Here is an 18,371-nt window from a genome sequence, read left to right as displayed (position 1 = left end):
CCTCGGGTGCCCGGTCAGAAGCCCGGTACGACGGAACCGCTCGAAGCCCGACTCGCAACTCCCGCTCGAAGCGCGCCACCTGAACCGCTGCCCATCCGCTTGCCCGTAGTCGTCTCCCAATGAGGTTGTCCCGCCCATGAATTCACGCCAACGCCGCGGCGTCGTTCTTCTGCTTCTCTCCGTACTGTGCGCCTTTGCCGCGTTCGCCGGTGTTCTGTCGGTGATCAGCGACGTGAATTCCAAGGTGGGACCGGAAGTCACGGCATACCGACTGAAGACGGACATAGCCGCATATAGCAAGCTGACGCCCGCGCAGTTCGAAAAGGTCAAGATGCCGAAGCGCTGGCTCTCCTCGACCGCGGTCACGGACATCAGCGTGATCGACCAGAAGACCGCCGTGACCGGCCTCCGGCGTGGCTCCCTCCTCCAGGAGGACATGATCGTCCAGCGCCCGGCGCTGGAGAACGGCCAGCAGGAGATCGCGATCATGATCGACGCGGCGACCGGTGTCGCCGGCAAGATCACGCAGGGCTCGCTGGTCAACATCTACGCGACGTTCGCCGGTGACGAGCTCGGCAAGGGCAAGCCGTCGGAGTCGCGCATCATCGTGGTCAACGCCAAGGTGCTGGACGTCGGTCAGCTGACCGCTCTCGAGCCCACGAAGGAAGACCGCAACCAGGCCGCCAACGCGGTGCCGATCACCTTCGCCCTGAACACCCTGGACGCGCAGCGCGTGGCGTACGCCGAGTCCTTCGCGGCGAACCTTCGCCTCGCCCTTGTCGCCAAGGGCAGCCCGACCACCCTGCGCCCGGGCGACGACAAGTACACGCTGCAGGAAGACGCGAGTAGGTGACATCCGGATGACCACACGTATCCTCCCCGCCGTCGGTGACGCCGACGCCGCCCGATCCATCACCACCCTGCTGAGCCAGCTCCCGGACGCGGAGCCGGCCCAGCCGGTCGGTGACTCGACCTCACTGCTCGACACACTCGCCCGCCTGGCGGGCGAGTCGCTCGACGAGCTGCCCGAGGTCGTCCTGGTGCATGAACGGATCGGTCCGGTCCCCGCGCTGGAGCTGATCCGTGAGGTCTCCATGCGGTTCCCGGCCGTCGGCGTCATCCTCGTCACGGCCGACGCCAGCCAGGGCCTCTACCAGGCCGCCGCGGACTCCGGTGCGCGCGGCCTGGTCGGCCTGCCCCTCTCGTACGAGGAGCTGGCCCAGCGCGTGCAGGCGGCGGCGGCCTGGTCCGTCGGCGTTCGCCGCCACCTGGGCCAGGGGCCCGATGTCCTGAGCGGCCCGGGCGGCATGGTCGTCACGGTCAGCGGAGCCAAGGGCGGCGTCGGCACGACGCTTATCGCCGTGCAGACGGCGCTGGCCGCCCAGGCGTCGGGCATGAGCACGGTCCTCGTCGACCTGGACCTCCAGGCCGGCGACGTGGCCTCGTACGTCGACGTCCAGCACCGCCGGTCGGTCGTCGACCTCGCCGGCATCGCGGACATCACGCCCCGCGTCCTCCAGGACGTCGTCTACTCCGGAGACAAGGCGGGCAAGGTCGCACTGCTGCTCGCCCCGGCGGAGGGCGAACGGGCCGAAGAGGTCAACGACCGGGCGGTACGGCAGACCATCAGCGCCCTGCGCAACAAGTACGAGATCGTGGTCATCGATTGCGGCACCGTGCTGAACAGCGCGAACGCCGCCGCCATCGAGATGGCGGACACGACGCTGCTGATCACCACGCCCGACGTCGTCACGGTGCGGGCGGCCAAGCGCATGGTCAAGCTCTGGGACCGGCTCCAGATCCGCAAGGCGGAGGAGACCACGACGGTCGTCAACCGCTACATCCGCAACACGGAGATCCAGCCGCCGCTCGTCCAGAAGATCACCGGGACCAAGGTCGCCGGCGTCGCCATCCCGTCCAACTTCAAGGAACTTCAGGCGGCCGTGGACGCGGGCCGCATGCAGGACCTGGAGGCGCGGGCCGTGGTGAAGCAGGCGATGTGGGCCCTGGCGGGCGAGCTGGGCATGGTGAAGCAGGCCGAGCAGCCGGAGAAGGCCGGCGGGCGTGCGAAGGGCGGGGACCGCGGGTCCTTCGGCTTGCGCAAGCCGCGCTCGTAAGTCAGTCGTCAGCCGTCAACACGGAGTCAAGGGGGAACGTTGAATCATGAGTTCACCAGGGATAGGAGCGGGAGCGCTCACCCGGTCGCGTGACGACCGGGGCCAGGGCACGATCGAGTTCGTCGGCACGGTCCCGATGATGCTCGCGGTACTGGTCATCCTCTGGCAGTGCGCCCTCGTCGGCTACACCTTCTCGCTCGCGGGGAACGCGGCGGACAAGGGGGTGCGGGCCGGTACGGTGACCGACTGGATCTGGGTGCCCGGCGGCCGGGAGCTGGCCTGCGAGAAGGCCGGCGAGGAAGACCTGCCGGGACCGTGGCGCGAGGGTGCCGACATCGACTGCTGGCCGGACGGCGACCTGGTCAAGGCCACGGTCAATCTCAAGGTTCCGCTGCTCTTCCCCGGCGGTCCGAAGATGGACATCCGGATCCCGGGCGAGTCCGCAGCTGTGAGGGAGAACTGACCATGAAGCTCCGAGCAGTGCGCCGCGACCGCGGCCAGGCGGCCCTGGAACTCGTCGGCTGGATCCCGATCCTGCTGATCGTCGCCCTCCTCGTGATTCAGCTTGGGCTCGGCGTCTTCGCCGCGCAGCAGGCCGGCACCGGTGCGCGAGCCGCGGCTCGAGCCGTGACCGACCAGCGGTCCGACACGTCGGCCGAGACGGCCGGCCGCGAGGCGATCTCCGACTTCCTGGAGAGTGGCGGCGGCGTGATGATCCTCCCCATGGGCTGGGGCGACGAGGCCACGGTGACCGTCCGCGTCAAGGTCCCGTCCGTGGTGCCGGGAATCGACTTCGGCACGGCCGAGAAGCGCGCCACGATGCCGAAGGACTGACCGCCTCTGGCAGAGGCGATTTCGCAGTACCGAGCAACCGACCAGTGAAAAGCAGGAGTTGACGACATGAGCTTGAGGGCACGCATCAACAGCCCTGAGCCGAACAGTGGCCAGAACGAGGGAGACCTCCTCGTCGGTGTCTACCGCGCCAAGCTCCTGCAGGAGATCGACCTCGCGGAGATGTCCTCGCTGGCCGCGGCCGACCGCCGGGCGCGCCTGGAGCGCGTCCTCGGCCACATCATCAGCCGCGAGGGCCCGGTTCTCTCGACGGTCGAGCGCTCGCAGCTCATCCGTCGCGTCGTCGACGAGGCCCTCGGTCTCGGCATCCTGGAACCGCTGCTCGAAGACGCGTCCGTCTCCGAAATCATGGTCAACGGACCCGACCAGGTTTTCGTCGAGCGCGGCGGTCGGCTCGAACTGCTGCCGATGCGCTTCTCGTCGTCCGAGCAGCTCATGCAGACGATCGAGCGCATCGTCTCCACCGTCAACCGGCGTGTGGACGAGGCGAATCCGATGGTCGACGCCCGTCTGCCCTCCGGCGAACGTGTCAACGTCATCATCCCGCCGCTGTCCCTGACCGGCCCGATCCTCACCATCCGTCGATTCCCCCGCGCGTACACGCTCGCGGAGATGATCGGCCTGGGCTCGCTGGACGAGCACATGATGGTGCTGCTCTCCGGTCTGGTGCGGGCCAAGTTCAACGTGATCGTGTCCGGCGCCACCGGTACCGGCAAGACCACGCTGCTGAACGCGCTGTCGGGTCTCATCCCCGACGGCGAGCGCATCGTGACGATCGAGGACTCCGCCGAGCTCCGGCTCCAGCAGACCCACGTCATCACCCTGGAGAGCCGCCCGCCGAACGTCGAAGGCAAGGGCATGATCACCATTCGTGACCTGGTGAAGAACTCCCTGCGTATGCGCCCCGACCGCATCATCGTCGGTGAGGTCCGTGGCGGTGAGACCCTCGACATGCTCCAGGCGATGTCGACCGGTCACGACGGGTCGCTCGCCACCGTCCACGCGAACAACGCCGAGGACGCGCTCATGCGACTCCAGACCCTGGCGTCCATGTCCGAGGTCGAGATCCCCTTCGTGGCGATCAAGGACCAGATCAACAGTGCCCTCGACGTGATCGTCCAGCTGACGCGTCATGCCGACGGTTCCCGTCGCATCACCGAGATCGCCATCGTCGACTCGCACGGCCGCGAGGACTACCGGATCGTCTCGGTCTGCCGGTTCAACGCCCAGCCGATGGCGTCCGACGGCCGGATCTACGGCAACTTCGAGTACTACCCGCTGCCCAGGCGCATCGCCGAGAAGCTCTACATGAGGAGCGAGCCCATTCCCGCCGCGTTCGGTGTGGCGCAGTCCGACGACCAGCTCGTGATGCGCAAGTCGGCGTAGGCCCCGGCCGGCGCCGTCCCCACACGTCCCCCCATCCGCCGCTCACCCAGAAGGTTCCGCCCGACATGGACAAACTCCCGCTCCTGACGATCGGAGTCACACTCGTCGCGTGTGTGCTCGTTGTCATCGGCGTCCACACCTTCTCGTCGGGCAAGGCCCATCAGGACGAGCTGTACCGACGGATGTCCCAGACGGGACAGTACGAGGGCCTGGGCCGGCGCCGCCGGTTCGTCGGCGTCGACCGTAGGATGCGCGGCACCCAGCTGGGCAAGAAGATCGCGCGCAAGCTGGCTGCGACAGGTCTCGACATCACCGTGGGCGAGTACGTCGTGTACGTGGTCGGCGTCCTGGTCGGCGTGTACTTCATCGCGACGGCGATCTTCGCCTCGTTCTTCGGTCTCCTCGCCGTGGCCATCGGTATCTGGGGCGGCAAGGCCTTCCTCGACATGCAGATCGCCAAGCGCACCGACGCGTTCATCAACCAGCTGCCCGAGCTCAGCCGTCTGCTGGCCAACGCCACTCAGGCCGGCCTGGCGCTGCGTACCGCCATCGTGATGGCGTGCGAGGAACTGGACGACCCGGCCCAGGAGGAACTGCGCCGGGTGGCGGACCAGCTTGCCGTCGGCCACTCGCTGGAGGACGCGCTCAACGAGCTCAGCGAGCGGCTGCCCTCGCGCGAGCTGACCGTGCTGCTCACCACTCTGATCCTGTCCAGCCGCGCCGGTGGCACGATCGTCACCTCGCTGCGCAACCTCACAGAGACGCTGGAAGAGCGCAAGGAGACCCGGCGTGAGGTCAGCACCCTGCTGTCGCAGGTCAAGATGACGGCGATCATGGTGCCCGTGCTCGGCGCGGGCTTCCTGCTGGTCATCAACAGCATGCGGGACGGCGCACTGGACGACATGACCGCGGCGACCGTCGGAAAGATCGCCGTCATCATCTCGGCCGGGCTCTACGGACTCGGCTTCTTCCTCATCAACCGACTCACCAAGATCCGTACCTGAAAGGCGGGGAAACCACCATGGATCTCATACTTTCCCTGGTCATCGGCCTCGCCGTGTGGGGTGTGTTCCAGGGCGTACGGATGTACCGCGCCGACGCGAAGCTCCCCGGAGACCTCGTGTCCGCCCTGGAGTCGGGCTCCTCGCGCACCACCGCCACCGGATCGCTCATCGACAAGCTGGGCGAACGGCACGTGGACCGCGTGCTGCGGATCATGGGCCAGAAGCGTGCCGACGCCATGCGTCGGAAGCTCGACCTGGCCGGTAACCCGAACGGTCTGACCCTCAACCGCTACGCCGCCCGCAAGGCGGGTTACTCGATCCTCGGCGGCGCGGCGGCCTTCTCCGTACTGATCAATGGCCAGATCTTCCTGGGGCTCATCTTCGCCGTCTACGGCCTCTTCTGGGTGGACTTCCTCCTCCGTATCGCCCTGCAGAAGCGGCGGGAGAACATCGAGCGGACGCTTCCCGACTTCCTCGACGTCCTCGCCGTCGTCGTCTCCGCCGGTCTCGGCTTCCGGCAGGCGCTGGAGCGTGTCTCGGAGAAGTACGAGGGCCCCTGGGCCGACGAGCTCAAGATCACGCTGCGCCAGATGGACATGGGTATGAGCCGTCGTCAGGCCTTCGACGAGCTGCGCAAGCGGAACGACTCGGAGCAGGTGTCGATGTTCGTCTCCGCCCTCCAGCAGGGCGAGGAACTCGGTGCTCCCATCGTCGACACGCTCATCCAGATCGCCACCGACATGCGGCGCACCGACGCGCAGCTGGCCCGGCAGAAGGCGTCCAAGGCCGTTCCGAAGTCCACGCTCATCGTCACCAGCTTCATGCTTCCGGCGACGATGATTCTCATCGGTGTGGGCTTCTACTACGCCGCCGACGTCGACTTCGACTCCATGTTCGGCTGATCGGCATCACGAGGCGAGGCGAGGACGACAGGGAGGTGACGACCGCATGACGCTTCAGGCCGGCGGGATCAGCGGGGGGCTACCTCAGCAGGCGAGTGAGCCGGCCCCCGGCATACCCATCCAGATCAATGCGCTCCAGGCGCTGTGTCGGCAGCTCTTCGGCTTCCGCCTCGCCATGACGGCGCTCGCCACTCCCTTCGCTCTGGCCAAGGCGGAGCAGGGGCCCGCCGGTTGGCTCATAGGCGCAGCCGTCCTGGTCACAGTCATGGGTTCCTACGCCCTGCTGCGTGACTGGGAGCGCTTCGGTCCCTTCCTGCTGAAGCACCCGTGGCTGCTCGCCGTGGACATGGTGTTCGGCGCCATGCTGCTCTTCGCCGCCTCGCCGAACTCCACGCTCGCGTACGTCACCATCTGTACGCCGCTGCTCGCCGGACTGGTCTACAGCTGGCGCGGCGGCGCGGTGTTCGCCGGCTGCCAGGTCGCCCTCCTCGGCGCGGCCTACGGCGTCAGCCCGGCGGAAGCCGACATCTCCGCGCTCCTGCTCGTCGGTCTCTGTCTGATGGCCGGCGCCGTTGGCAGCACCCTGCGCGGTCTGCTGCTCCGTTTCGGCGCCGCGTCCACCGCGCTGACCGAGACCCGCGCCCGCCTGGCCGTCAACGAGGCGGTCGAGGGGGAGCGGGCCCGGCTCGCCCGGGAGATGCACGACTCCGTGGCGAAGACGCTGCACGGTCTGGCGCTCGCGGCGGACGGTCTGGCGAGCACGGTCGAGCGGATGGATCCGCTGACCGTCAAGCACCAGGCCGAACTGGTCGCCCGCTCGGCCCGGCGGGCGGCGGCGGAGTCCCGGGAGCTGCTCTCGGACCTGCGCCGCGAATCGGGCCTCGACGGCGGCGTCGACGTCATGACGGAACTGGAGGCGCGGACCGCCGACTTCTCGCGCCGCCACAGCTTCCACGCGACGTTCCGCCACCTCAGCACGGTCCACGTGCCTCCGATGCCGCAGGTGATCGCGCGTCACGCGCTGACCATCGCGGGCGAGGCCATGGAGAACGCGCACCGCCACGCGCACCCGACCCACGTGGAGGTCTCCGCCGGCATTGTCGGGGACGTCCTGCGGATCAGCGTGTACGACGACGGCACCGGCCTGCCGGCCGGGACCACGCTCGACGATCTGAAGCGGGCCGGGCACTTCGGCCTGGTCGGCATGGTCGAGCGGGCCGCGTCCGTCGGCGCCCGTATCCGCATAGGAAAGGGCCGGGCGGCACAAGGCACCGAAGTACGACTGGAACTGTCCATCGCAGCCCTGGGCCCGGAGTGGGCCCAACTGCTCCCCCCACAGCACTTTGTCGCTCCTTCCCTGACCCCCACCTTCTGAGAGAGAGGAGGCCACAACCATGCCGGACGACGTATCCCACAGCTCTGGGCAGCATTGGACCCAGCAGCATCACGTCTCGCAGCACACCTCGTCGCATCCGTCACCGCTCAGCTCCCACCACACGGCAGGGACACCGGTGTCCGGATCGCCCGTTCCCGCCTCACCCGTCCCCGCGTCCGGAGGGTTCCCCGCCCTGCCCGACCATCCGCCCTCCGCAGCCCCGCCGCTGAGGGTGGTCGTCGCCGACGACAACCCCGTCGTACGGGCCGGACTGACCGTCCTGCTCTCCGGGCGTGACGACATCGAGGTCGTCGCCGAGGGCGCGGACGGGCGTCAGGCCTACGAGGCGGCTGTCCAGCACCGCCCCGACGTCGTCCTCCTGGACGTCCGCATGCCGGGGGTGGACGGCATATCCGCCCTGCCCCACCTGGTGCGGATCGCGCCGGTGCTGATGATGACGTACAGCCGCGAGAGCGAGATCGTGCACGAGGCGCTGCGGCTGGGCGCCGGCGGCTACCTCGTCCACGGCGAGTTCACCGCGGACCAGCTGGTGGCGGCCGTACGCGACATCAAGCAGGGACGTGCCCACTTCACCCACTCCGCCTCCTCCGCGCTCCTGGAGCAGCTGCGTGGCGGGGTGCCGGGTCAGGGCGGCCAGGCCCTGCCCGAGGGCCTGGGAACGGCGTTCACCGGGCCCGGCTACCAGCCGACAGTGCCGCAGCAACCATCTGCACCCGCATACGAAACAAGTGGGCATCACCGGCCCATGCCGCCAATGAACCCGCAGGTGAACGCTGTTGCCCCGGTGACGGCCGCGCAACATTCACCTCAAAACCCTTCGCTTTTGCAAGCGAATATGGGACAGTCTTCGACGAGCCCCCAGAACGCGGGGGCCCTGCTGTCCGAACTGAGCCAGAGGGAGGTGGAAGTGATGGACCTGATCGCGTCGGGCATGACCAATCAGCAGATCGCTGCCACCTGCTTCATCAGCCAGAAGACCGTCAAGAACCACATCAACCGCATCTTCGCCAAGCTCAACGCCGGCAGCCGTGGCGAGGCCATCGCCATCTGGCACGGCATCGCGAGAGGAGGTGCGTCCCGCAATGCCTGAGCGAGACGCCTCCCTGGGCCTGGGCCTTCAGGCCCACGCGAGCGAGCACAGGGCCCAATCCCCGCGTTGGGACCGGAGTTGGGCCCTAGGGCCCATGTCCGAGGGTGTTGCCCCGGCGTACGTTTCTCATGTCGAAAGCGAGACCGGCCAGGAGGAAGCCGGAAGCGCGGAAGACACGAAGACTTACGCAGAGTCGGCCGACTATCGGTCGGCCGAACCCGAAGGGGAACATCATGAACGACGTCATGCTGAAGACCGCCACCGCCACCAAGGTCTACGTCGGTTCCTGGGTCGACACCCGCATCGACGCCCTGCAGAAGAAGCGCGAGCGTGGCCAGGGCGCGCTGGAGTACGTCGGCATCACGATCCTCGTGGTCGCCATCCTGGTCGCCCTGCTGAACACCAAGATGGGCGAGACCATGGCGAACAAGTTCACCACGAAGATCAACGAGGTCCTCAACAAGTGAGCCGACTCGCTCGCGGCGAGGAAGGGCAGGCCACACCGCTGTACATCACAGCGGTTGTCGGCCTGCTCTTCCTTGCGTTGATGTTCTTCGCGTTCGGTCAGGCCGATGTCAGCCGCAACAAGACACAGACGGCGGCGGACGCCGCCGCTCTGGCGGCGGCACAGCAGTCCCGAGATGATCTCGACGACCCTCTCCGTGAACACATCCTCGCCCGCGACGTGCCGTGGCTCATGGCTCTCTTCGCCAATGGCAACGTGCCGGAGCGGCGCAGCGGTTGCTACGGAGGACCGCGGTTCGCCCAGGCCAACGGCGCGCATCAGCTCAGCTGCAACGAGCTGTGGGGCGGACGATGGGGCGTGACGGTGGACGTCAGGGCGCAGCAGTCCATGGGCAACAGCATTGTCGACGGGACCGAGACGAAGCACGCGGAATCCAAGGCCACGGCCGTGGTCGAGTTCCGGTGCCAGTTCAAGCCCCCAGAGGCGCCGAAGCCCGAGGACGGGGACGACGACGATCAGGGCAAGGGCAACGACAAGCCTAAGCCCTCCCTGGGCGGTCTCATCTGTGACGGCAGCGACTGGGAACTAGACCCAGGGAATCTTGACCTCCTTCCGGGCATGGCGGACCTGTTCAACGTCCGCCTGGCCGAGGACTGACCGCGAGCGAACACAAAGGAAGACCATTCATGAGCATTCGGCATGTGAGGACGACGCGTCGAGCCGGCGCAGCCGCGCTGTTGGCGGCGGCCCTGGCCTTCTCGCTGACGGCCTGCGGTGAGGACCCCGGGACGTCGAAGGAGAACGCCTCCTCGTCGTCGTCCTCGGGTAAGCAGCAGCCGTCGAAGAGCGGTGACGGCAAGACCTACCCGGACAACAGCAAGGTCGTTGCGACCCTCAAGGGCAATGACGGCATCGAGATGGTCATCCACGAGGTCAAGCGGGACGCCGGTGGGTTCGTCACCGTGAGCGGTGCGTTCAAGAACACCACTCAGAACGCGTACACGACGCCGATCCAGTGGAGTGGTCAGGAGCAGGACGTTGCCGGCAGCGGCCGCTCGGTGGCCGCCATGACGCTGGTGGACTCCAAGGAGAAGAAGCGCTACTACGTGCTGAGGGACACGGACAACCGTCCCCTCACCACCGCGGGATTCGACCCGTCCATCGCGGCGGGCGCGACTTTCCAGTTCTTCGCCCAGTTCCCGGCGCCTCCTACCTCGACCACCACCGTCGACCTCCAGTTCCCGGGCTTCCCCAACGCGCCGATTGAGATCTCCTGATGACCGTGACCCTGACCCGTACCCGGCGAATCGCCGTGCGCGCGGCCGGTGTCGCTGTCACCGGAGCGCTCGCCTTCGGTGTGCTCACGCCGAATGCTCTTGCTGACGAGAATCCGTACCCGTCCGCGTCCGCCGCGGCGCCCGTGAAGATCGATGCCAACGACCCCGATCTGAAGCTCCCCGACGGCGGCACGCTCGCGCCGGCCAAGGTGCTCGACATCAAGTCCGTGATCGAGGACCTCGAGGGCAACGAGCGTCGCGAGGACACGAACGCCGACATCAAGTTCGCGCTCCAGGCGGAGGTGCTGTTCGGCAAGGACAGCGCCAAGCTGTCTTCCGCCGCGAACTCCCGCATCGCCGCGATCGCCGCCGAGATCAAGAAGCAGGACGCGAAGAAGGTCCGCGTCTTCGGCTTCACCGACAACCTCGGTTCCTCGGCGCACGGCGACGTGCTGTCCAAGCAGCGCGCCGAGGCGGTGCACACCGTGCTGGCGAAGGAACTCGCCTCCGCCGGGATCACCTACGAGATCCGCGGCTACGGCGAGCAGTACCCCATCGCCGACAACGGCACGGAGGAAGGCCGGAAGAAGAACCGCCGCGTGGAGGTCTCCTTCCAGCGCGCCGCGAGCGGCGCGTAGTCACACCACTTACGACGCGCGGGGCCGTCGCCGAGTTTCGACTCGGCCGCGGCCCCGCTGCGTTGTGCGGCACCGGGTCAGGGCCACAGCGGAAGGCCCGTCCGATGAAGGCGCTGGAGTACCTGGGAGTGAAGTGACGGCCGACAACAAGCCGCTGCTGCCGGCGCCCTTGCGAGCCATGCCGTTCGACTGGGGCCAGTGGCCCGACGAGGAGGACGAGGGGACCGTCCGGCTCGCCCGCGCCGTTCTCGAGGCGGCACTGTTGGTGGAGCCGCTTGCGTACTTTCGGATGACCTCAGCCGGTTCGAGCCGTGGTTGCCGGCACTGGCCGAGCAGTACTTTCGGCGCGGCCTTGCCGGGGAGGAGATCCGGGAGTCGATCAAGAACGGCCTGCGGGAGCAGGCCCCGTAGAAGTCCGAGTCGTGAACGGGCCGTACACGAGGGGTCTCCCGTACGGCCGTTCACTCCTTGGTGCGTACAGACGACCGTCGCCCATGCTCTCCGTCAGCCGATGAAGGACTCGGGGCCGAAGCGGCCCCACGCCACGAAGGCGGCCAGGGCGACATAGGCCAGGTCCACCATCACGAGCTTGGTCTCGTGGCGTCGGATGCGGGTGGCTGCCGCACCCAGCATGAGCAGCACCAGACCGAGGGCGGCCAGGGGCACCAGAACCGGCGCGATGCCGAGTACGGCGGGCAGGACCAGGCCCGCCGCGGCCAGGACCTCGAGGGCTCCGATGGCCTTGACACCGCCCTCGCTGAAGTCCTCGACCCATCTGCCGCTCGACCCACCAGCGGCTATCTTCTCCTTCGGCGTGATCACCTTGAAGGCTCCCCCGAGCAGGAAGGCAGCGGCGAGCAGTCCGGTCACGATCCACAGGGCGAGGTTCATCGGATTCCTTTGTCGTTGTTCGCTGTTGCCCCTCTCAGACAGGGCACCCCGGTGAGCTGTGACAGGAGCCGAACGTGACCTGGGTCACCCGCTCCGTTCTTGATCCGCAAGCCGGACGTCTCGGATAGCCTGCGCGGTACGGGAGTCGGGCTGGAGCCGGGGGAGTCGAGGGGGTTTCCGTGCCGGAACCGACGGATCTGGGGGACGCGGCGGGCTACCGGCCGCTGCTCTTCTCCATCGCCTATGGGATGACAGGGTCCGTGGGCGACGCCGAGGACATCGTGCAGGACGCGTTCCTCGGTCTGACCCGGGCCCACCAGGTGGGGACCGAGATCGCCGCCCCAAAGGCGTATCTGACGACGTCGGTGACGCGTCTGGGCATCAACCACCTGCGTTCGGCGCGAGTGCGGCGGGAGACCTACGTGGGGGAGTGGCTGCCCGAGCCGGTCGTGGTCTCCGCCGACCGGCCGGGTCCGGCCGAACACGCCGAACTGGCCGACTCCCTGTCGATGGCCTTCCTCGTCCTGCTGGAGGCCCTGTCGCCGGTGGAGCGGGCGGTGTTCATGCTGCGCGAGGTGTTCGGGTACGACTACCCGGACGTCGCGAGGACCACCGGCAAGTCCGAGGCGAACTGCCGGCAGATCTTCGCTCGTGCCAGGAAGCGCATCGCTGCCGCGGGACCCGTGGCGGACAGCGCGCCGGCCCCGGCGAGGCGGGCGGAGGGCGGGGAGCTCGCCCGTACGTTCTTCGAGGCCGCGGCGGGCGGCGAGATGGACGCGCTGCTCGGCATGCTCGCGCCGGGCGTGGTGTTCCACGGGGACGGCGGCGGCAAGGCGCGGGCGATCGGGAAGTCGGTGACCGAGCCTCTGCGTGTGGTGCAGCTGTTCGTCGGCGGGCTGCGACGGCTTCGGTCGCTCGGTGCCGCGCTCCGGCCTGTTTGGATCAACGGCCGGCCGGGGGCGCTGATCGTCGACGCGGAAGGGCGCGTGGCAAGCGTGGTCGAACTCGATGTCGTCGACGGCATGGTGCGGGCGATCCACTCCGTGTCCAACCCCGACAAGCTCGGCCACATCGGACCGGTGTCCGACATCGCGCGACTGCCGGAGGCGCGGCTTCGGGAGACGCGGTAACCCGACGTCGCACGGGCAGGCCGCCGATGGCCCGCTGTTCCCGGAAGCCGCCTGCGGTGTCGGCCCGGGGGCTCAGGTGAGGGCGGTGACCAGCAGGGTGAAGGCGCCGATGATGACGGCGACGCGGACGTAGTGGTAGCGGTCCCAGCGGTTCATCTGCTCCTTCCAGTCGGCGGGCCGGTTCTCGGGGGTCCACGTCTTGCCCCGGTTGTTGATCGGGACGAGCAGCACGATCGACATGATCACGCTGACGATCAGCAGCGCGGCGGCGGTGACGACGAGGCCGGCGCCGGGTCGGTGCCATCCGGCGATGGCCCAGATCGCGCTGAGGACGAGCGAGCCGATGTACCAGAACGGCATCAGGGCGCCGAGCATCCGGCCCCCGTGGGCGCGGGCGAGTTGGTCACTGTCCTCGGGCAGTGCGTTGAAGATCCGGTTCATGACGAAGGCGACGGAGAACTCCACCCCCACCATCAGGCCGACGACCACGGTGGTGAACACCTCGAGTGCGTTGAGCATGATGACCCCTCCAGGATCTAGCGCTGCTAGCCAGTGAGGCAAAGCTAGTACTGCTGCCGCTCGATTGTCTAGCGTTGCTAGGGTCGAACCCTGTCGCAACAGGATCGTGGTCGCGGCTGTCGCGGGGTGGTGTCGCCTCCCTGGGACTCCTGCAGTCCAGCTGACCTTCATAGCGGAAGAAGTGGGAGAACGTGAGCAACGTGCACCTGTCGGAGAGTGTGGGGCGCTTCGCCCACTCGGCATCCTTCGCGCAGGCCAGGGCCTTCGTGGCGGGCTGCGCGGAGCGTGCCTGCGCGGTGGCCTTCTGGGCCGTTGCCGAGTCCACGGGCGAGGCCGCGCCCGATGCCTGGTTCCGGGCCCTTGATTTGCTGTGGGAACCGGGGGCGGTGGACGAGGCGCGGGTCGAACTGCTCTACCGTGAGCTGCAAGAGCTGCTGGACGCGGCATCGGACGAAGGAGACCTCGACTCGGTAGCCGTCGAGGGCTTCGACGCGGTCCACTCGGGGCTGGGCTTCCTGCTGTGGGGGAAGGCGCAAGGCGCGGATCAGATCGCCCTGGCGGCCGGAGAGTTCGTGGCCGAACTCGGTGAGCGGGCGGGACAGGATCTGGGCTCCCGCGAGCAGGCCGCGCAGAAGGGCGATGTCGGGACTCTTTCGTCCCGGAGTGATGACGCTGTTGCCGTCCTGCTGCCCACGCTGCGCGTGAGTGCTGCGGAGGTGGGCCGGCATTACGTGGCGGTCGCGGCGGCTTGGCGTGACGGCGTCGCCGGCACCTCGTCGGAGTCGACGATCCGTGTGACGGCGGTCCTCGACCGCTCGGCGGTCATCGCGAAGTACGGGAACTCTGTGCCTCGCTTCGGGGCTGTGGGTCGGATCGTGGCCGGCGCCGATGCCGGCAGGTACGTACGGGTCGACCGCCTCGCAGACCTCGCTCAGACAGAGGAGGAGGGAGAGGCCGAGGGCGTCATGATCTTCGTCGCGGACGACCCGGAGATGACGGTCGCCCCCGTCGGAGAGTGGGTCGAGGACTGGGCCGGTGTCGAGGAGTCCTTCGAGCGTGACGGCCATCGGATCGACTGGACCTGACGGGCTCGCGTGCCGTGGGGCCGGGCGGCAGCCCGGCGGCCGTCCCTCGGCCCGTTGTCAGTGCCCGGTGGAAGACTCGGTGTATGGACGACTCTCAAGCCAAAGCGGATCTTCTCCGCTATCTGCAGGACGCCCGTGACGCGCTGCTCTGGAAGCTCGACGGGCTGTCCGAGTACGACATGAGGCGGCCCATGACGCCGACCGGCACCAACCTGCTCGGCCTCGTCAAGCATCTGACCGGGGTGGAACTCGGGTACTTCGGCGACACGTTCGGGCGGCCGTTCTTCGGCGACGACGCGCCGGAGTGGTACCGGGAGACCGCCGAGGACAACGCCGACATGTGGGCGACCGCGGAGGAGTCGCGGGAGCACATCGTGGGGCTCTATCGGCAGGCGTGGGAGCACACCGCCGCCACCGTCGCCGAGTTGCCGCTGGACGCGACCGGTAGCGTGCCCTGGTGGCCGGCCGATCGGCAGTCGCCGACGCTCCACCACCTGCTGGTGCGCGTCCTCGCGGACACCCAGCGGCATGCCGGGCACGCCGACATCCTGCGGGAACTCAGCGACGGGGCCGTCGGGTACACGGCGGAGAGGGACAACATGCCACCCGGCGACCAGGCGGCCTGGGAAGAGCATTGGCGCCGCGTCGAGGCCGCCGCGCGGGAGGCGGGGAAGTCCTGACCGGGTACGTTCCGGCCGACGCCGCTGTGCGGCTCGTGAAGGACCTCGTCGCGAAGGTGCCGGGGTTCGAGGAGGCGTACGAGGCGCACATCATCGGTGAGGGCGGCGTCCTCCCGCATGTGTTCTTCTTCGTCGACGTCGTCGACGAGACCGTCCGGTCCTACCTCGGTGAGGGGGATCCGGACGGTCCCGACTGGCGGCAGGTGCTCGCGTTCCTGGAGGAGGAGAGCCGGCGCGCCGTGCCCGGGGCGTATCCGGTGATCGTGACGTCGTTCCTGGACGGCCTCCCGTACCAGGGGCAGTCCGGCTGCGGGATCGAGGCGCACCTCGGTCCCGTCATGGCGGCCAAGTTCGCGGAACTGCGGCCCTGGTGGCCCGGCTCGCCGTAGCGACGGGTGGGCGGACGTCGGTCCGACGTCCGCCGGCCGCCGTCTTCCGTGTCCCCCGTGTCAGCGGGGGACACGGGCCGAGACGACGGAGCCGCCCCACGTCAGGAAGAACACGTCCCCCGCCGCCAGGAACGTGGGCTGCGCGTTGGGGTCGTCCTGCGGGATCCGCCACGTCGCCGGTACGGGCGCGGCGAGCGGCTTGCCGTCCTTGAGCCCGTACGAGGCGACGCCCGAGGCTGTGGCGACGACGACACGGTCACCCACGACCAGCGTGTTGCCCAGCCCGACGAACTCGCCCGCGGTGTCGATCGGCCGGGACCACAGCACCTGGCCCGTCGACTCGATCGCGGCGTAGAGCCGCACCTCGCCGACTTCGGAACCCGCCTGCGCGATGACGACGCCGTCGGGTCCGGCGGCCACGATCGGGTCCTGGACCTTGCCGCCCATGGTGGAGCTGCAGTGCATCTCGCCCGTCGGACCCACCACGGGGTCGAGGCAGACCTCCTTCTCGGCGAGCGTCTTTCCCGTCTTCGGGTCGAGGACGGTCAACGGACCGGCCACCGGAATATAGAGCTTGCCGCCGAGGAGGGTGAGGCCCCACGGGTAGGCGTTGTGGACGGTCGACTCCCAGAGCATGGAGCCGTCGCTCTCCCGGTACGCGCGGAACATCATCTCGCCCGCCGTGCCGATTCCGGCGTCCCCGAGATAGCCGACGTACACGACGCCGCCCGCGGCCAGCGCCCGCGTGGGAACGAAGCCGGCCGCCCCGGGCCAGCGCCCCACCGGCTTGCCGTCGGAGCGCTGCGCGACCACGACTCCCTCCCCCTCGCCGAGATAGACGCGGTCGTGGGACATGCCGGGGATCATCCCGGAGTTGGGGCTGCGCCAGACGGTGGAGCCGTCCGCGGCACGGTAGGCCGTCGCGTGGGTCCCGCCCGCGCAGATCAACAGGTCGTCCTGGAGGACGCAGCTGCTCGCGCCGTCCTTGTCCTCGACCCGCCAGGGCTTCCAGCCGCGGGGGACGTCGCGCCCGTCGCCCGCGGGAGCGGGGTACGAGAGTGTGTGCGGGGAGCCCACCGCGCCCTGCGCGCTCACGCTCTCGACGCCGTCCACGGGCGGGGGCGCCGGGGAGGCGGAGGGACTCGGTCCGCGCCCGGCTCCGTCGCGATCGCCCCCGTCGTCGAAGTAGCCGAGACCGACGAGGAGTCCGGCGACGAGCGCGAGCGCCCCGGCCACCGCCGTCGCGGCCACGGTCGCGCGACGCCGCGTCCGCGCGTTCGGGGAGGGAGCGGTGACGGGCGTCGGGGGCGTGACGTAGGCCGGGCCCGGGCCCGGCATCGGCGGGACCGGGCTCCCACCCGCCGGCGGCATCGGCGGGACCGGGCTCCCACCCGCCGGCGGCGTACGCGGTGCCTCCGGCGGCGCCGGCGGCGCGGACGCCAGCAGCCGCCGGGTCTCCGCCTCGTAGGCCCCGATGAGCTCGCGCACCCCCGGGCTCCACGGGAACGGGCCCTCCCGTCGGGCGAGTACGGCGCCCGGCCGCTCGCCCGCCGCCCGCGCGTCCAGCGCGCGGACCAGGTCGTCCGTCGTCGGCCGGCCGGCCGGATCGACGGCCAGACAGGCGGACACGACCTCGCGCAACTCGTCCGGCAGACCGGCGAGATCGGCGCGTCCCTCCGAGATACGGCTGAAGACCGCGGCGAGCTCCGGATCGTCGAACGGGCCGCGCCCGGTGGCAGCCCAGCACAGCAGCCCGCCCAGGGCGAAGACGTCCGAGGCCGGGCCGATGTCGTCCTGGCCCGCGACCTGCTCCGGTGACATGAACCCGGGCGTGCCGATCACCTGCCCGGCGGCGGTCAGGACCGTGCCGTCGAAGGCGCGGGCGATGCCGAAGTCGATGAGCTTGGGGCCGTCGGCCGACAGCAGGACGTTGGCCGGCTTGAGGTCCCGGTGCAGCAGCCGGGCCCCGTGCACGGTGCGCAGGGCGCGCGCGAGGTCGGCGCCCAGCGCGCGGAGCACGGGGAGGGGCAGCGGACCGAGGCGGGTGACGGCCTCGGCGAGCGAGGGGCCGGGGACGTACTCGGTGGCCAGCCACGGGGGGTTGCCGTCCGGGTCGGCGTCCAGCAGGGCGGCCGTGTACGGGCCGCGGACGGCCCGGGCGGCCTCCGCCTCGCGGCGGAACCGGATGCGGAACCCGTCGTCGATGCCGAGGCCGTCGTGGATCGTCTTGACCGCCGCCAGGGCCGGACCCGCCTGCGCGGCGGTCGCCGAGGCCGCGCTTCCCGCGCCCGCGTCTCCCAAGGCCGCGCTTCCCGCGCCCGCGTCTCCCCAGGTCGCGCCTCCCGCGCCCCCGTCTCCCTCGGCCCGCCGCGCGAGGTGGACGGACCCCATGCCGCCCGAGCCGATGACGGCGACCGTCACGTACGGGCCGACGCGGCGGACGCCGGCGGCGTCCAGTGGCTGAAGCATGACGACTCCCCAAGTCGTTCGAAAGGTCACTGTCTACGGAGCGGTTCGCGGCACCCGACCGCCGGATCCCGGATCTCGGA

General features: G+C 69.3%; 20 protein-coding genes. 17 read left to right on the top strand and 3 right to left on the bottom strand.

Going from position 1 to position 18,371, the window contains the following annotated elements:
• Window positions 1-136: 136 nt before the first annotated feature.
• From cpaB to R2D22_RS13490, 13 genes are all read left to right on the top strand, one after another.
• Window positions 137-853 (top strand): Flp pilus assembly protein CpaB, encoded by a 717-nt coding sequence (cpaB, locus tag R2D22_RS13550; protein ID WP_318103401.1) that lies wholly within the window; start codon window positions 137-139, stop codon window positions 851-853.
• Between the two features lie 7 nt (window positions 854-860).
• On the top strand, window positions 861-2,117 hold the full coding sequence (locus R2D22_RS13545; RefSeq protein ID WP_318103400.1) for a CpaE/TadZ family protein: 1,257 nt from the start codon (window positions 861-863) through the stop codon (window positions 2,115-2,117).
• A 46-nt stretch (window positions 2,118-2,163) separates the two neighbouring features.
• On the top strand, window positions 2,164-2,580 hold the full coding sequence (locus R2D22_RS13540) for a TadE family protein (RefSeq protein ID WP_318103399.1): 417 nt from the start codon (window positions 2,164-2,166) through the stop codon (window positions 2,578-2,580).
• Window positions 2,581-2,582: 2 nt separating this feature from the next.
• Window positions 2,583-2,951, top strand: coding sequence for a TadE family protein (locus tag R2D22_RS13535; protein WP_318103398.1), 369 nt, complete (start codon window positions 2,583-2,585; stop codon window positions 2,949-2,951).
• A 66-nt stretch (window positions 2,952-3,017) separates the two neighbouring features.
• Entirely contained in the window at window positions 3,018-4,355 is a 1,338-nt protein-coding gene (locus tag R2D22_RS13530) for a TadA family conjugal transfer-associated ATPase (protein WP_318103397.1), read from the top strand.
• A gap of 65 nt (window positions 4,356-4,420) precedes the next feature.
• Window positions 4,421-5,359: a type II secretion system F family protein gene (locus tag R2D22_RS13525; RefSeq protein WP_318103396.1), complete on the top strand. Its 939-nt coding sequence runs from the start codon at window positions 4,421-4,423 to the stop codon at window positions 5,357-5,359.
• Between the two features lie 17 nt (window positions 5,360-5,376).
• Entirely contained in the window at window positions 5,377-6,261 is an 885-nt protein-coding gene (locus tag R2D22_RS13520; protein WP_318103394.1) for a DUF5936 domain-containing protein, read from the top strand.
• A 46-nt stretch (window positions 6,262-6,307) separates the two neighbouring features.
• Window positions 6,308-7,636, top strand: a complete 1,329-nt coding sequence (locus R2D22_RS13515) for a sensor histidine kinase (protein ID WP_318103393.1) — start codon at window positions 6,308-6,310, stop codon at window positions 7,634-7,636.
• Between the two features lie 19 nt (window positions 7,637-7,655).
• Window positions 7,656-8,747: a response regulator gene (locus R2D22_RS13510; protein ID WP_318103392.1), complete on the top strand. Its 1,092-nt coding sequence runs from the start codon at window positions 7,656-7,658 to the stop codon at window positions 8,745-8,747.
• Window positions 8,748-8,980: 233 nt separating this feature from the next.
• On the top strand, window positions 8,981-9,214 hold the full coding sequence (locus tag R2D22_RS13505) for a hypothetical protein (protein WP_318103391.1): 234 nt from the start codon (window positions 8,981-8,983) through the stop codon (window positions 9,212-9,214).
• Window positions 9,211-9,870: a pilus assembly protein TadG-related protein gene (locus R2D22_RS13500; protein ID WP_318103389.1), complete on the top strand. Its 660-nt coding sequence runs from the start codon at window positions 9,211-9,213 to the stop codon at window positions 9,868-9,870. The genes R2D22_RS13505 and R2D22_RS13500 overlap by 4 nt, the downstream gene beginning before the upstream one ends.
• A gap of 29 nt (window positions 9,871-9,899) precedes the next feature.
• Window positions 9,900-10,490 carry a hypothetical protein gene (locus tag R2D22_RS13495; protein WP_318103388.1) on the top strand — a complete coding sequence of 197 codons (591 nt, stop codon included), beginning with the start codon at window positions 9,900-9,902 and terminating at the stop codon, window positions 10,488-10,490.
• On the top strand, window positions 10,490-11,128 hold the full coding sequence (locus tag R2D22_RS13490; protein WP_318103387.1) for an OmpA family protein: 639 nt from the start codon (window positions 10,490-10,492) through the stop codon (window positions 11,126-11,128). Before R2D22_RS13495 ends, R2D22_RS13490 begins: the two co-directional genes overlap by 1 nt.
• A 504-nt stretch (window positions 11,129-11,632) precedes the next feature.
• Here R2D22_RS13490 and R2D22_RS13485 read toward each other — a convergent pair.
• On the bottom strand, window positions 11,633-12,019 hold the full coding sequence (locus R2D22_RS13485) for a DoxX family protein (RefSeq protein ID WP_318103386.1): 387 nt from the start codon (window positions 12,017-12,019) through the stop codon (window positions 11,633-11,635).
• A gap of 179 nt (window positions 12,020-12,198) precedes the next feature.
• Between R2D22_RS13485 and sigJ the strand changes: the two genes are divergently transcribed.
• Window positions 12,199-13,149, top strand: coding sequence for an RNA polymerase sigma factor SigJ (gene sigJ, locus R2D22_RS13480; protein ID WP_318103385.1), 951 nt, complete (start codon window positions 12,199-12,201; stop codon window positions 13,147-13,149).
• Window positions 13,150-13,221: 72 nt separating this feature from the next.
• Here the strand turns inward: sigJ and R2D22_RS13475 are convergent, their stop codons facing one another.
• A complete protein-coding gene (locus R2D22_RS13475; RefSeq protein ID WP_318103384.1) occupies window positions 13,222-13,668 on the bottom strand; it encodes an anthrone oxygenase family protein in 447 nt (148 codons plus the stop codon).
• 191 nt (window positions 13,669-13,859) lie between these two features.
• On the opposite strand from R2D22_RS13475, the gene R2D22_RS13470 reads away from it, so the two are divergent.
• The 3 genes from R2D22_RS13470 (at window position 13,860) to R2D22_RS13460 (ending at window position 15,822) form a co-directional block, all read left to right on the top strand.
• Window positions 13,860-14,753, top strand: coding sequence for a hypothetical protein (locus tag R2D22_RS13470; RefSeq protein ID WP_318103383.1), 894 nt, complete (start codon window positions 13,860-13,862; stop codon window positions 14,751-14,753).
• Between the two features lie 83 nt (window positions 14,754-14,836).
• Complete coding sequence (locus R2D22_RS13465; protein WP_318103382.1) at window positions 14,837-15,433, top strand: DinB family protein; 597 nt, start codon at window positions 14,837-14,839, stop codon at window positions 15,431-15,433.
• Window positions 15,434-15,468: 35 nt separating this feature from the next.
• The gene (locus R2D22_RS13460; protein WP_318103381.1) at window positions 15,469-15,822 is read left to right on the top strand and encodes a hypothetical protein; all 354 of its coding nucleotides are present in this window, start codon (window positions 15,469-15,471) and stop codon (window positions 15,820-15,822) included.
• Between the two features lie 60 nt (window positions 15,823-15,882).
• Here R2D22_RS13460 and R2D22_RS13455 read toward each other — a convergent pair whose 3' ends face one another.
• A complete protein-coding gene (locus R2D22_RS13455; RefSeq protein WP_318103380.1) occupies window positions 15,883-18,291 on the bottom strand; it encodes a protein kinase domain-containing protein in 2,409 nt (802 codons plus the stop codon).
• Window positions 18,292-18,371 lie beyond the last annotated feature (80 nt).

This window comes from Streptomyces sp. HUAS YS2 (assembly GCF_033343995.1).
GTDB classification, from domain to species: domain Bacteria; phylum Actinomycetota; class Actinomycetes; order Streptomycetales; family Streptomycetaceae; genus Streptomyces; species Streptomyces solicathayae.
Note: the sequence above shows the minus strand (reverse complement) of the source record. Positions and strands in the feature narration are given on the sequence as shown.